The 13,865-nt window shown below is 48.3% G+C and carries 14 protein-coding genes; 1 reads left to right on the forward strand and 13 read right to left on the reverse strand.

What is annotated here, in order from left to right; translation table 11 throughout:
* Positions 1-264: 264 nt before the first annotated feature.
* The 10 genes from NOM01_RS06240 to NOM01_RS06285 all read right to left on the reverse strand — a co-directional run bounded on the left by NOM01_RS06240 (position 265) and on the right by NOM01_RS06285 (position 11,317).
* Positions 265-1,236, reverse strand: a complete 972-nt coding sequence (locus NOM01_RS06240; RefSeq protein WP_255747333.1) for a nuclease-related domain-containing protein — start codon at positions 1,234-1,236, stop codon at positions 265-267.
* Positions 1,237-1,366: 130 nt separating this feature from the next.
* Positions 1,367-2,056 (reverse strand): YwaF family protein, encoded by a 690-nt coding sequence (locus tag NOM01_RS06245; RefSeq protein ID WP_255747334.1) that lies wholly within the window; start codon positions 2,054-2,056, stop codon positions 1,367-1,369.
* A gap of 42 nt (positions 2,057-2,098) precedes the next feature.
* The gene (locus NOM01_RS06250) at positions 2,099-3,535 is read right to left on the reverse strand and encodes an MDR family MFS transporter (protein ID WP_255747335.1); all 1,437 of its coding nucleotides are present in this window, start codon (positions 3,533-3,535) and stop codon (positions 2,099-2,101) included.
* 129 nt (positions 3,536-3,664) lie between these two features.
* Positions 3,665-4,495 (reverse strand): aldo/keto reductase, encoded by an 831-nt coding sequence (locus tag NOM01_RS06255; protein WP_255747336.1) that lies wholly within the window; start codon positions 4,493-4,495, stop codon positions 3,665-3,667.
* Between the two features lie 396 nt (positions 4,496-4,891).
* On the reverse strand, positions 4,892-5,257 hold the full coding sequence (locus tag NOM01_RS06260; protein ID WP_255747416.1) for a hypothetical protein: 366 nt from the start codon (positions 5,255-5,257) through the stop codon (positions 4,892-4,894).
* A complete protein-coding gene (locus NOM01_RS06265; RefSeq protein WP_255747337.1) occupies positions 5,257-5,760 on the reverse strand; it encodes an Rrf2 family transcriptional regulator in 504 nt (167 codons plus the stop codon). Before NOM01_RS06265 ends, NOM01_RS06260 begins: the two co-directional genes overlap by 1 nt.
* A 183-nt stretch (positions 5,761-5,943) precedes the next feature.
* Entirely contained in the window at positions 5,944-7,152 is a 1,209-nt protein-coding gene (locus NOM01_RS06270) for an AGE family epimerase/isomerase (protein ID WP_255747338.1), read from the reverse strand.
* Positions 7,153-8,234: 1,082 nt separating this feature from the next.
* Positions 8,235-9,647, reverse strand: coding sequence for a DHA2 family efflux MFS transporter permease subunit (locus NOM01_RS06275; protein WP_255747340.1), 1,413 nt, complete (start codon positions 9,645-9,647; stop codon positions 8,235-8,237).
* Positions 9,648-9,803: 156 nt separating this feature from the next.
* A complete protein-coding gene (locus NOM01_RS06280) occupies positions 9,804-10,643 on the reverse strand; it encodes a DUF4097 family beta strand repeat-containing protein (RefSeq protein WP_255747342.1) in 840 nt (279 codons plus the stop codon).
* Positions 10,644-10,825: 182 nt separating this feature from the next.
* Entirely contained in the window at positions 10,826-11,317 is a 492-nt protein-coding gene (locus tag NOM01_RS06285) for a YbaK/EbsC family protein (protein ID WP_255747344.1), read from the reverse strand.
* A gap of 177 nt (positions 11,318-11,494) precedes the next feature.
* On the opposite strand from NOM01_RS06285, the gene NOM01_RS06290 reads away from it, so the two are divergent.
* Positions 11,495-11,866, forward strand: a complete 372-nt coding sequence (locus NOM01_RS06290) for a ParB N-terminal domain-containing protein (RefSeq protein ID WP_255747346.1) — start codon at positions 11,495-11,497, stop codon at positions 11,864-11,866.
* Positions 11,867-11,896: 30 nt separating this feature from the next.
* On the opposite strand, the gene NOM01_RS06295 is transcribed toward NOM01_RS06290, so the two are convergent.
* From NOM01_RS06295 to NOM01_RS06305, 3 genes are all read right to left on the reverse strand, one after another.
* Positions 11,897-12,256 carry a hypothetical protein gene (locus NOM01_RS06295; RefSeq protein WP_255747347.1) on the reverse strand — a complete coding sequence of 120 codons (360 nt, stop codon included), beginning with the start codon at positions 12,254-12,256 and terminating at the stop codon, positions 11,897-11,899.
* A 4-nt stretch (positions 12,257-12,260) separates the two neighbouring features.
* Positions 12,261-13,271, reverse strand: a complete 1,011-nt coding sequence (locus tag NOM01_RS06300; RefSeq protein ID WP_255747349.1) for a hypothetical protein — start codon at positions 13,269-13,271, stop codon at positions 12,261-12,263.
* 102 nt (positions 13,272-13,373) lie between these two features.
* Positions 13,374-13,820, reverse strand: a complete 447-nt coding sequence (locus NOM01_RS06305) for a hypothetical protein (protein ID WP_255747351.1) — start codon at positions 13,818-13,820, stop codon at positions 13,374-13,376.
* Positions 13,821-13,865: the final 45 nt, after the last annotated feature.

Below are 13,865 nucleotides of genomic sequence, written 5' to 3' on the forward strand. Positions count from 1 at the left end.
AACTTTTGAAGGGGTCGGTCTAACTTTCTATGGGTTCGGTCTAACCTCCTCTTTACGGTCTAACTTTTATATGATTCGGTCTCATTTTCCATGGTTCGGTCTAACTTTTATATGATTTAGTCTAACTCTTGAAGGGTTCGGTCTAACTTTCCGTGGCTTCGGTCTAACCTCCTCTTTTCGGTCTAACTTTTATATGATTCGGTCTAGTTTTTGATGTGTTCGGTCTAACTCACGCTTTTCGTTCTCATTTTTCTCGAGTTCGGTCTAACGTCTTTTTATTTGTCTATATTTTTTGTAGATTGTTTCTGCCCACTCATGAGATGGGCGTTCATAGTAAAGACCTGGCCCGGTACCATTTCCTTTGGGCCAAAATTCCATCTTGATTAACAAATTTCTAATGAGTTTTCTATCATTAACTCTCAAAAACTCTCTACATTGTTTATTGGTCATTGAGCTTCCAAGCAGGAGAAAATAGTCGAGAATCATTGGTATGTGAGCGTTTTTGGATTTATTTCCACACCTTGGGCAGAGCCAGTTGGCATAAATACGCTGCATGTCGAAGGCACGGCACTTGTCGCAGCAAACACCACGCTGCAATTCTGATTGGTGAACATTGAATAGGGTTAATACATTAGGGGGTTCATCGATATGTTCTTGGAGCAATAACTGTTCAACCTGAGGAAAAAATTTTGCGAGATTTCCGGTGTGCTTATATTTTCCCATTAATTTTTCGATTTTCAGTGGGGCATGTTCTGCATGGAATACATGTTCTTGAACATGTCGTAAATGGCCTGGATTCTCGATAATCGTTGTCGGAAATGCGATCGAGACATCAGCCTCAATCGACAGTTGGGGCACGCCGTAATTGGCAAGCCATTTCCTTAGTAACGCTCTGTGTCGGCCGACTTGTAGAAGTGGATTGGGATAGCCTTCGTACCGATCGGTGACGCGGCGCAGGAACTGTCCGTCTGTCTCAAAACGAACCGCACCAGCATAATTTTTCGATTCCAAAAGTGAAATGAACGTCGGGGTTAGAAGCAGCGTGTCGATTTGACAATCTTTAAGTTTGAGCGCATAAAAGAGGTGCCAATCATCTTTCTGGAATGTATCGAGGAAGTAGGCTAAATTTTGTTCGCCGCGAAAGCCGGCTTGATATTTGGCGAGATCAGCTTCGATTTTCGCCCTTGCCGGATGACCGCTCTCAAGATGTTCAAGTAGCGCTTGGTCAGCAATCACTCGCCAGGGGACATATAATTTTTTTTACGATCAATAGACACCATCCCTAATAGTTGATAGATTTTACTTTCGACAATAAGCCTTATTTTTCCTCTTTAGAAAGTTTTATGAAACACAGTATAGCTCCCCTCTATTTCTTCCAACTTTCCCTCCTCTTCACAAACCAGTAGAGTACATGAAATTCTACGAGTACCAGCACCTCGACCCAGAGCAGGTACCATGGCCACGGGCCGAGCCAATTCAGTACCGAGACGCCGGGTTTCTTCATTAAATAGAGATAGTTCGCATCGAGCAGCCGATTGACGACAAAAATCACTGCCGCATACCCGTTCAGCCACAGCACCGCCCACCACAGCGAGCGGTACGACGGACGCGCACGTTCAACCGCAACCATGTACAAACAGGCGAGCACCGTTGCCCCATGCGTTGCGAAAAATTGCAGAAAATGCAGCTGCGGAAAAGACGCGCCAAGGTCCGGGGTCACAAGTGCCTGCACCGCACTGCCGATCCCGACAAAATACAAAATAGCGAACAGTCGCCGCGACCGAGTTAAGAGCATCACTGCCGCAAGCAGCGCCGAAACATCGCTTACCTGAAGCGGAAGCGACGCACGCACCGACCACGTGCCCGCGATCAGCGTGCCGATTTGATACCCCGCCTCTCCAATCAGCAAAACAGCTGCGAGAATATAGCGCGTAAAAAAGGTCTGCCTGAAAAGAAACAGGCAGACCGCTAACGTCGTGATAACAAGTAGTGTGCTTATATGTTCTACCGAAAAGAGTGCGAAACCGAAAAGTTGCGGATAAAGATATTCAGACAATTTTTTTCACCTCAAAATCATTATGCCGCATCAGCCGGCTTTTTACCCTTCCGATTGGTCTTCCTTTGGCGCTACGGTGCGCTTCAGGAAGAATGAAAGCAGCAGTGAAAGAACGCCGACCACCAGTGCGATAAAGAAGGCTCGGCTCATTCCCGAGACGAGCGCCTGCAGCATCTGAGCCGGCGCTTTGGGATTTGCGGATTGGCTAAGGTATGCCTGCTGTCCGGACACCATAATGCCGATAAACAGCGCGGTTCCGATTCCGCCCGCGACCTGCTGCAAGGTGTTCATGATCGCCGTGCCGTGCGGATACATCTGCTTCGGAAGCTGATTCATACCCGTCGTTGTCACCGGCATCATCACCATCGACATTCCGATCAGCAAGGCCGCATATAAAATGATCACATACAGCATGCTTTCGGAGACCGTCAATCTGCTGAACAGCCAGATGACGACGCACATGATCACCAATCCTGGTGTGACGAGCCAGCGCGGGCCGAATCTATCAAACAATTTGCCCATTACCGGCGACAGCATACCGTTGATCAGTCCGCCCGGCAGGAGCACAAGTCCAGCGGAGAACGATGATAAAAGCAGCGCCCGCTGCAAATAGAGCGGCAGCAGAATCATCGTCGCGAACAGCGTCACCATAACCAAGATTAAAATGATGGTCGCGAGCGTATACATCGGGTATTTAAAGGCGCGAAAATCGAGAATCGGGTTTGCGATCGCGAGCTGACGCCAAACGAACAGAATTAAACTGGCCACACCGACGATCAACAGGACGAGACCGAGCCAGCCGCCTTCCGCGCCGGAGCCCATGCCATACACGAGTCCGCCGAATCCGAGCGTGGACAGAACCACAGAAAACACATCCACCTTAGGCTTCGTCGCTTGCGACACATTAGTCAGGAAGCGGGCCGCAAACAGAATTGAAAATACGGCGAGCGGCAAGACGAGATAGAAGAGCCAGCGCCATGAAAGCGAGGCAATGATCAGCCCGGACAAGGTCGGACCAAGTGCCGGTGCGAACATGATTACGAGTCCGATCAATCCCATTGCGCCGCCTCGCTTGTCCGGCGGATAGATGAACAAAATTGTGTTCATCATGACCGGCAAAATGAGTCCGGAGCCGGCCGCTTGGATGACGCGACCGACCAGTAAAAAGGAAAAGGTTGGTGCGAATCCGCAAATGACGGTGCCGATGAGGAAAATGGTCATCGCGCCGAGAAACATCTGTCGTGTTGTGAACCAGCCGGTTAGTAGTGCCGTGACCGGCATTAAGATGCCGATCACGAGCAAGTAAGCGGTGGTCAGCCACTGAACCGTTGTCGGCGTGACGTGGAAGTAGCCAATCAGATCGGATAGCGCGATGTTCAGCAGTGTCTCATTCAGGATCGCAACAAATGCGCCGATGATCAGAGCGACGGTAATCGGACCGCGTTTAATTTCTTGATTTGTTGCTGCGAGTATTGTCATCAATGAAAAACTCCCTGTCTTTATTCCCTATTATATAGAAGAAATTTTTTGCGGTCAGAAAAAGAGTCTGACAAAATGTCTGAACTTTTTGCCAGGCTCTTTCCTATTTATTACCCTAACTGTATTTGTTTAAAAGTTAAAGTTGTCAGGATCTGCTCCAAAGCGTTTATCTTCATTCAATGCGTCGATTTTGTCGATGTCTTCCGGAGACAGTTCAAAATTGAAAATGTCGGCGTTGCTGATGATATGCGCCTCCTGAGTCGAGCGCGGAATGGTGATGATTTCATTTTGCACATCCCAGCGCAGCATGACTTGAGCGGCTGTTTTACCGTATTTTTCTCCGATCGCTTTGAGGGTCGGATGATTGATCAACCCGCCGCTTCCAAGTGGTGAGTAGGCTTCAACGGTGATGCCTTCTTTGTAGCAGTAGTTGCGCAGCGGCACCTGGGAGAGGAGCGGATGCAGTTCGATCTGATCGACAGCCGGCTTGATCTCCGCATCCTGCAGCAAATCCTCAAGATGGTGCTCGTGGAAGTTGCAGACACCGATTGCACGTGCTCGGCCATCCTTATACAATTTTTCCATCGCCTTCCACGTTTCCTTGTACTTTCCTGCAGTCGGCCAATGGATCAGATACAGATCGACCGTCTCAATGCCCAGCTTTTTCATGCTCGTATCAAAAGCCGCCAGTGTCGACTCATAGCCCTGGTCGGCGTTCCACACCTTTGTCGTGATGAACACATCGTCCCGTTTCACTCCGGATTGACGCAGCGCTTCGCCAACGCCGGTCTCATTGCGATAGATCGCTGCCGTATCAATCATCGGATACCCGGCCGCCAGCGCAGACCGAACCGAATGGATGACCTCCTCGCCGTCCTTCACCTTCCAGACGCCAAGTCCGAAGCCTGGCATAGGCAGTCCATTATTAAGTTTTACCGTATCTTTCAATGACTGAATCATTTCATCCGCCCTCCTTATCATACTTATTTTCTCACAGATTCCAATTAGAGAAAATAAATTTGCTCATTATATTCTGTACCAATTTGCACAGGTTATCATGCATTGAAATGGAATCAGAGACGAGCAGATTCGAGCCGACCAACTTATGAGTAAACGCTGGCCTTTATAAAATTGTTTCCGATTTATGCATTGATTGTCGCACTTTTATGTATCAAAATTCAGCTTTTATTTGCACAGGGTTGGTTTTACTTTTGTGTGATTGGCTTTCACTTTTCTCATGTTCGCTTTAACTTCCGGAGTTAGCTTTTATTATCCCCAGGATCGCTTGATAATACGTTTTACCAGGTTCACTGCAAAAAGAAAAGGTGCCCGCGGGCACCTTTTTCTCTTCATTAGTTAATGCTGGGCCGACCAGTACCATGGGCTGGTTTGCGCCAGATTGTCACTGGTCGTACTGTCGTCGCGCTCGGATAGTTGCGCGGACAGATCCATAAACCAGTCACGGTCGGATGTAATCAATGCAAGATCGGTCATGCTGCGCAGTTCCTGGCCGTTCAACGGCGTAACCGGGAACGGCTTGATCAGGTAGCCGAGTGTTTCGATCACTCGACCGACCGTCGTTTCGCGGTCGCAGGCAACAACGTGGATCTTGACGGTCCCTTCCTCATGGTTGTAGTCAACGACAAAACCATGCATGAGCTCGCCATTTACCGTTCTGCCTTTTACCCAATCGCCTTTTTTCCATTTGGATTCATGTTGCATCAACCTTCACCACCGATCTTTTTTATATGTTCCTTCATTTTTCCTTTGATTCGTGCAGCAATCGGCACGTCATGCTCCGGAAGCTGCTCGGTCGATGATCCCGTTCGCTTGATCAGCGAAGCGATCGACCAATGTTCAAGATATTCTTCGAGACCGCGTTCTGCGCCTGTAAACGCAAAGTCCATTACAGAGCGAATTCGGTCGAATTCAGGGTCCTGCTCACAACCGGCGGAACACCAGCTGAGCTTTAAAGGGGTGCAAGAAATAGATTGATAGATCCGTGCCAATGTGCACTCGCTGGGATCACAGCCGATCCGATAGCCGCCGCCGAGACCTTCCTTCGTTTCGACGAGACCATTCTTACGTAGAATACTCATAATCTTGCGAATTCGTGCCGGATGCGTATGCACCTTTTGCGACAGCGACTCGCTGTTCCAGACGAGATCCGGCGTCCCGGCGAGCACAATCAGGCAATGAACCGCAATAGTAAACTGACTGTTCATTCTATGATTCCCCTTTTCGGAGATTAGTGTAATTATAATAGATACAGTTTCGAAAATCAATTGATTCCTACGTAAAAAGTGTTTTTGCCAGCATTTTACACCGTGATTCATAGTTTTTTCCAGTCATATCAAGGTTTGTGCATTGCCATATTTTGCGGAAAACATGGCGTTTCGAGATTTGTACTATTTTTTGAACACACGCATCGCTTCATAATAATTGGTGATCGGATGATAGTCTGTTTTTGTGAGCGGACTTTTTTCATAACCGATGCGGAGATTCGCGCGGCCGAGCTTCGGATACCACGCTCCGTAGCGATGATCAATGAAGTGTGCCCAGCAATAGCCGAAAAGCTGGCGATAATTATTTAAATAAAAATCGGCGTCCGGCGCTGCGGCGGCAAGCCATGCAGAGGCACCGAGCGCTTCGGCCATTACCCAGTAGTATTTATAGGGATCAAGAATCCGTCCATCCGGTGCCATTGAAAAATAGAGTCCGCCATACACGTGATCCGTCCCTGCTTTCCAAGCGGTTCGATAGAGAAAAACGGCGCGATCAACAAGCCACTGCTCCGGCACATAGTCATGCAGCTTCATCAAGAGCTTGCTCCATTCAATCGAGTGACCGAGAACGAATCCGTACAGCCGAAACTCGTTATTCTTATATTCGGCATGCTGCCTCCAGTCCGGCTGCCAATCGCGGTTGTACTGCTCCCAGACCAATCCCCACGTTTGGTCGGCCAAGGTGATGGTCACAGAATGTGCGAGTGTCATCGCGCGGTGCAAATAAGCCTGTTCGCCGGTAACCTCAAAGGCAGCAATCATCGCTTCACAGGTGTGCATGTTCGCGTTTTGCCCGCGATAAGGATCCGTCACGCTCCAATCACGATTTTTTGCGTCGAGATAGAGCTGATGCTCATCGTCCCAAAGATGTTTTTCCAAAATTTGCACCTGGGCATTGAGCAGCGGACGTGTGCTGCCGATTCCCGCCTTGCCGGCTGTTGCCAGCGCGAGCAGTACGAAGGCTTGACCGTACATGTATTTTCCGTTGTCGGTCACCTTTCGCTTTTCCGCCTGCCAAAAATAGCCGCCGTAGTCATGGTCGTGCATCACCTCTTCGAGAAAACGCAGACCGTGCTCCGCCATGACTTTCCAGCGCTGCGGACCGCCGAGCAGGAAACCGATGCTGAATATGTAGATGAATCGCGCGGTACCGACGAGCGATTTGGTTTCATAATCACAGATCGTGCCGTCATCAAGGTAACAATGATAATAGCCGCCATTCACGCGATCGATACACTGCGGATCATAAAAATCAATCGTCTCGAAAATTTGCTTACGCAGCCAATCCTGATCAAAAAATGCCCGGCCGCCATCGATCTTCTCATCAAGCATTGCGCACCCTCTCTCTGCAGGTAGTCATACTAGATGTATGCAGCGTGACGGCTTGCTATGAAAACAGTGTGGAATTCGAGCGATCGAATACAATGAAAAAAGTGAGCAGAATGCATGGACTCACTCTCAGATCAGGCTCATGCTCAAAAATCGTAATCCAATGCACGATAATCCCAGTCCAATGCACGAAAAAAAGAGCGGAACGCATGAACTTACTCTCAGACTAGGCTCATGCTCAAAAACAGTGGGCCAATGCACGAAACTATCGGTTCTATGCACGATAATCCCAGTCCAATGCACGAAAAAAAGAGCGGAATGCATGAACTCACTCTCAGACCAGGCTCATGCTCAAAAATCGTAATCCAATGCACGATAATCCAAATTCTATGCACGATAATCCCAGCCCAATGCACAAAAATGTGAGCGGAACGCATGAACTCACTCTCAGACCAGGCTCATGTTCAAAAATCGTAATCCAATGCACGATAATACAAATTCTATGCACGAAAAAAAGAACGGAACGCATGAACTTACTCTCAGACCAAGCTCATGCTCAAAAATCGTAATCCAATGCACGAAACTATCGGTTCTATGCACAATAATCCTAGTTCAATGCACGAAAAAAAGAGCGGAACGCATGAACTCACTCTCAGACCAGGCTCATGTTCAAAAATCGTAATCCAATGCACGATAATCCAAATTCTATGCACGATAATCCCAGCCCAATGCACAAAAATGTGAGCGGAACTCATGAACTCACTCTCAGACCAGGCTCATGCTCAAAAATCGTAATCCAATGCACGAAACTATTGGTTCTATGCACGATAATCCCAGTCCAATGCACGAAAAAGTGAGCGGAATGCATGAACTCACTCTCAGATCAGGCTCATGCTCAAAAATCTTAATCCAATGCACGAAACTATCGGTTCAATGCACGAAAATTAGGTCCTCATGCACGAACCCAGACCTGACGAAAAAGTTCAACCGACTAACACAATCATGAAATTCGTATCCAATCGAGAAATTTTTAGCAACAAAAAATCCTCCCCACACCGCATAAGCGGTACGGGGAGGATTTATGTTCATGAGCGGCGGCTTGGTTTTTTCACAAAGAATGCGAGAATCAAGGCCGCTAAAATAATCAATGAAGCAACGAAGAACGCGGCATTGACGCCACGGATCAGCCCGTCAACGCCATATTTCTGCGGGTTAAGCGCGGTTGAGGCCATGACGGTGAACAGCAGCGCCGTTCCGATTGATCCGGCAACCTGGCGCATGGTATTGTTCATGGCGGTGCCGTGCGGAATCATGTTATTCGGCAGCTGGTTTAAGCCGGCTGTCGTTGTCGGCATTAAGACCATCGACAGGCCGAACATGCGCCCCGCATTCACAAGAGCCAGATAAGCAAACGATGTTGATACGTCCAAGCGGCACAGCAGCAAGGTCGTCACCAAAACAATGATGAGACCGGTGATTGCAAGGCCACGTGCGCCGACCTTATCAAAAATTCGTCCGGTGATCGGGGACATGACGCCCATCACAATTGCTCCCGGGAGCAGCATCAATCCGGATTTGAGCGGCGAGAAGCCGAGCATCGTCTGCATGTAGATCGGCAACATCGTTGCACCGGCAATAAACGCCGTAAAGCAGAGCATGCCGATCACCGTTGTCAGTGTAAAAATCGGGTAGCGGAACACCTTGAATTCCAGAATCGGCTGTTCAAGCCGAAGCTGCCTGAGAATGAACACCGTGAGTGCCACAGCACCCAGCGCGAGTGTCAGCAGTACCTCCGGATCCCCCCAGCCATGACTTCCGGCAATACTTGATCCGTACAGCAAGCCGCCGAAGCCAAGCGTTGAGAGAGCAATCGACAGAATATCCAGCTTCGGATACGTCCGCTTGGTCACATTTTTCAAAATGAAAAAAGCGAGAATAAAATCAAGCAGCGCAACCGGAAGCACAACATAGAACAAGATCCGCCATGAATAATGATTAATCAGCCAGCCGGACAAGGTCGGACCGATCGCCGGAGCGAACCCGATTACCAGACCGAAGATGCCCATGACCGATCCCCGCTTCTCAATCGGAAAAATGATAAACATAATCGTCATCATGAGCGGCATCATGATCCCGGCACCCATCGCCTGGATGATACGACCGATAATCAGAAAAAAGAAATTGTTCGAGACAAGACATACGAGCGTGCCAACCGTAAATGATCCCATCGCCGATAAAAACAGAGCGCGCGTGGTGAACCTTCCCTCGAGGAAGGCCGTAATTGGAATCATAATCCCGTTGACAAGCAGAAACACCGTCTGAATCCACTGCACCATGACCGACGTCAAGTTCAAATCATGCATAATGCTCGGCAGCGCCGTAACAAGCAGTGTCTGATTCAGAATCGTTATAAACCCACCAAAAACCAAGACAAGAACAATTGGTACCACATTGAGATTCCGGTGGACCTGAATCCTATTTTCTTCCATAATACTCATTCCAACACTTCTTTCTAAAATGTTCATGATTGACAATGCTGATTAGAATTCACCGATCATCAGCACCGGGCAACCTATTCATCATATCATGAAAATTTTATTCGTGTAAGCATTATGAAGGGAACCTAATCCACCTGAGCAAAATTTACAATGCTCTTAATAAATACGCAATACACCGCTGTTTACCGTTGCATCAAACGTGTAGGTTCCTGATCCATGGACACCGCTGATCGTTTTGTCGCCGGTTTGCTTCTCTTTGAGCGGCAGGATGCAGCGAAGCATTCCACTGTTCGTCTTTCCGTTGAGGCGGAAATCTGCATCATTCGGCAGATCAAAATTTGCCAGACCCGAGTTGACCGAAGCCTTGACCGGTCCGCTCAATTCGGTGATTCCCATCTTCAAATTACCGGAATGCACCTGCGCATTGAACGCTCCGGAGAAATGGGTAACCTTTAAATTGCCCGAACGAAGATCAAGCGTTGCCGACCGCACATGTAATTGATCCATCTCCAGATTGCCCGAATGTACAACCAATTGGGCAGAGTCGGCAGAAATCCCCTTCACGTTAGCAGATCCCGATGAAACATTCACCGCAAGCTTTCGATAAGTCGCCTCATCATCAAAGTTTATCGTTCCCGAGCCAATATCCAAGCTGAGCGCCCGAGCATAGCTGCGCGGAATCGTAATCGTTACCTTAGAGCGGTCCCACCAGGAAAAAAAGGAGAACTGCCTGTGCGTTTTCACCTGAATCGAGTCACCCGACCGTTGAACCGAGACACTCCCTTTGCCGCTCAACTTGGCGCGCACTTGATTCCCTTCACCGAGCACAACTTCCGCTCGAATACTTCCCGTTTTAACTTGAATCTGATTCACCTGCTTTGTTAAAGTTGCCGAGCTTTGCTGCTTGCCAAAGGGCAACCCAGGTAAATGAATCGGATTGAAAAAGATCAAATACACAACCACAACAATAGCCAGCACAATCGCAAACCGTTTCATACAAATCGCCTACCTTCCTTAAAGTAATGTCATGTAAAAAACTTGGCTCCGCCAAGTATCTGAGGCAACGTTTCGTGGAACATCCATCGTCAGCGGTGATGCTTTACTTAGTATAAAAAAACGCCGGCGATCAAGTAACCGTCCGGCGTTCTATAAATGTATACGTCTTAAGTGCTATCTATTCAGGCTTCCGGTTCATCCTGCCAGCCTTTGCAGGCATTGACCCATGATTTGCCGTTGCCGAGGCTGTACAGGTCATCAATGGTGAGCTCAATGGCGGAATTGCTGCTGCCGCATGCCGGGAACACGGTTTCGAAGCGTTTCAACGATTCGTCCATAAACACCGGCCAATCGTGTGTCAGACCAAATGGACAAACGCCGCCGACCGCGTGACCAACGAGTTCCAGCGTTTCTTCGGGCGAAAGCATATGCGCTTTGAAGCCGAATTCATGGCGGAATTTCTTGTTGTCGATCTTGGCATCGCCAGCCATGACGACCAGCATCGCACCTTCCTTATTTTCGCCGCGAAAGGCGAGCGTTTTTGCGATCCGTTCCGGTTCCACATGCAAATGCTCCGCCGCCAGCTGCACCGTCGCGCTTGAGAGTTTCAGTTCAATGACATCCTTTTCACGGCCGACCGACCGAAAATAGGCCTTCACTTTTTCCACAGACATCCTAACGCCTCCCGTTCCTCTTGCATTATCGTCAAGTTTAGCAAAAAATAGTGTCCTGTCAATCCGTACTGGTTAATATATACTTTGCAAAATCTACGGATCTATTATAAATTTAAACTATTATCATTCGCGCACTTGCACGGATACTTTGGGAAAATCATAAAGAAGGGGTTGCGCATGGCAGAATTATTAACGGGAAAAGAAATTTGCGGACGCTACAGCGATCTTCAGCATGACGCGTTCGGCACTGATGACCATCAATTCAAGCTGATCACAATCGAGAAGGAAAAGTTGTATGACGTGCCTTGCTCGTTCAGCAGCAATGGAAAAAATCTGGTGACCTATAAAGAATGGGCAAACGACCCGGAAAATTACGATGATTATCATACCGATAACGTCAAGCAGATGGTTGATTATATACATGAAGGCGGAAAGCTGCCGCCAATGATGGTCAATAAGGATTTATGCTTGTATGACGGTCAGCATCGACTGACGGCATACAGCCTGATCCCGGAAATCAAGGAAGTCGAAGTATACAAGGAAGTCTGACATGAAGCGAGCGCCGCGGCGCTCGCTTTTTTACTTGGCAGCTGATGTTTCTTTTTTAAGCATATGCGTGATCCAATAGCCGAAACCAAGCCGGACTCCGGCTATTGCAAGTACAAGTCCATGCCCCATGTCATTGTCACCGCCTGAAATACTGAGATACCAAGCCATCAGCATTCCCTCAAGCGTCACCTGTGCAATCACTAGATTGCTGATTTGTTCAAGCGTTTTGACGCTGACTCCCTTGTTCGCTTTCAACGCTTTAATTGCTTTTTCGTTCAGAATAAATGGAACAAAATGGCTGTCAAATTTGCCTCTTCTAAACTTAATAAATCCAATCAACATGCATACGATGACGATACTGACTATTGAGAGTGCTATGTAGAAAAACATCCGCTCACCTCTTCAATTCGCGGACCCACTCCGCAAACGTATATTGCCAATATTTTCCCGAAAGCGGTACTTCATCCGCTTTTCCCGAATCGAGTTGCTCAATCAGGCGGCGCCACAGGTCCTGGCGATTCCGGTCCGCAAAGCGATACGTCCATTTTTCCACAACCCATAGAAACAAAACACATGTCAGTGCCACGTTCAGCAGCGTAAAGAAACTGCCCAGATCAACAGACAGTAGGAGTCCGCCAAACAATCCGCAGATCAGCATGATAGCGACGATGATCAATTTGACAATTTGAAAAATCTTGCCTTTCTTTAAGATGCTCTCCGACTTCGGCACATGAAGGCTGGCCTCAGTCCGTTCCATCAGTGGAAGCAAATAATCGCTCGTTGGAATTTCAATTTTTTTATCGTAATGGTCGACGAGTTGATTGACGGCCTTCACTTCTTCCTTCTTTCCTAAATAACGGTGACCCTTCATGACAATGGCTGAGACCAACGAAGGAAAGGCGAGACAAATCAATACCCACATGATGATGTATTGGTTAAGAGGGAGATCGCTAAGCTCATCCCGATGGGCCAGCAGCTGATCGATCATGGTCGCATCAATTAGCGCATGGTAAAAAATCATGATGAAGACGAGCAGCGAACAGACTCCGGCAACCGATCTTACGATCCGGAGCGGCGACTGGGTTCGAGCATTGTAGTCCTCCCACGTAATACTCGGATTGGCGGCCCATGCTCTGAATGTAAAATTGATTAAGGCAACGATCGCGAAGAAGATCAGTGCGCTCAAGCTGATCCAGACATGGCCAAGGTTGAATGTGAGGCCGATCGCGCCGAGCCAAACCACGAATACGATCGCATTCTCTATGTATAGGCGGCGACGCTTTTTCCAATGATCTTGATTCCAGTGAATCCATTTGGCACGTTGCTGTTCTTCCGAGTTGACATGAATCCCGCTCAGCAGCGCCCAGAAATAAAATAAGCACAAAAAGACAAGGACTAACGACATCGTGAAGCCTCCCTGATTACTCGTTTCTCATATTGTAGCAGAGTATAGAAAAAAGATGGCACCGGATATTCGGAGCCATCTCTTTTTGCATGAGAGAATTTTTTAACGGCATGCCGGATGCCATGGAAATTGCGGGCACCACCACGGTCTCGGCGGACGCGGCGGCTGTTGCGGGAACGGTACCCCGCGCGGCGGATACGGCCCGAGATAAGTAAGTCCGGACATATCTGTAAAATGTTCCTGGTGCTGTACCCAGCGCCGCTGCTGCGGCAAATAGACATTCATGCTGACCATGCCTGTATTCTGGTTGACACCGAGCAGCTGGATCAGCATCATCCGGTTGTAGCTTGCAAGCCGCGTTTGGTAGAAATGTCCACGCCTTCCGCGATTGAGTTCCTGCTGAATCGCATTCGGCGGAACAAGAAACGTCTGCGGTTGTTCGCGCTCATCGTAATCATCATCATCATATTCGGTCACATATCTATATGGCTCATATTCGTATGATTCATAGCCGTACGGATACCCATATCCGTTCTGATCGTCATACATTTTTATTAACACCTGCCTATCTTGTTTGTAATACTATATGCCGGG

It is taken from the genome of Sporolactobacillus sp. STSJ-5, assembly GCF_024385605.1.
Lineage (GTDB): Bacteria > Bacillota > Bacilli > Bacillales > Sporolactobacillaceae > Sporolactobacillus.

Excerpts from the sequence above, each read along its gene's own strand:
- NOM01_RS06280 (WP_255747342.1), bottom strand. The coding sequence starts at position 10,643 with ATGAAACGGTTTGCGATTGTGCTGGCTATTGTTGTGGTTGTGTATTTG.
- NOM01_RS06255 (WP_255747336.1), bottom strand. The coding sequence starts at position 4,495 with ATGATTCAGTCATTGAAAGATACGGTAAAACTTAATAATGGACTGCCT.
- NOM01_RS06285 (WP_255747344.1), bottom strand. The coding sequence starts at position 11,317 with ATGTCTGTGGAAAAAGTGAAGGCCTATTTTCGGTCGGTCGGCCGTGAA.
- NOM01_RS06265 (WP_255747337.1), bottom strand. The coding sequence starts at position 5,760 with ATGAACAGTCAGTTTACTATTGCGGTTCATTGCCTGATTGTGCTCGCC.
- NOM01_RS06260 (WP_255747416.1), bottom strand. The coding sequence starts at position 5,257 with ATGCAACATGAATCCAAATGGAAAAAAGGCGATTGGGTAAAAGGCAGA.
- NOM01_RS06305 (WP_255747351.1), bottom strand. The coding sequence starts at position 13,820 with ATGTATGACGATCAGAACGGATATGGGTATCCGTACGGCTATGAATCA.
- NOM01_RS06300 (WP_255747349.1), bottom strand. The coding sequence starts at position 13,271 with ATGTCGTTAGTCCTTGTCTTTTTGTGCTTATTTTATTTCTGGGCGCTG.
- NOM01_RS06295 (WP_255747347.1), bottom strand. The coding sequence starts at position 12,256 with ATGTTTTTCTACATAGCACTCTCAATAGTCAGTATCGTCATCGTATGC.
- NOM01_RS06250 (WP_255747335.1), bottom strand. The coding sequence starts at position 3,535 with ATGACAATACTCGCAGCAACAAATCAAGAAATTAAACGCGGTCCGATT.
- NOM01_RS06290 (WP_255747346.1), top strand. The coding sequence starts at position 11,495 with ATGGCAGAATTATTAACGGGAAAAGAAATTTGCGGACGCTACAGCGAT.
- NOM01_RS06275 (WP_255747340.1), bottom strand. The coding sequence starts at position 9,647 with ATGAGTATTATGGAAGAAAATAGGATTCAGGTCCACCGGAATCTCAAT.
- NOM01_RS06270 (WP_255747338.1), bottom strand. The coding sequence starts at position 7,152 with ATGCTTGATGAGAAGATCGATGGCGGCCGGGCATTTTTTGATCAGGAT.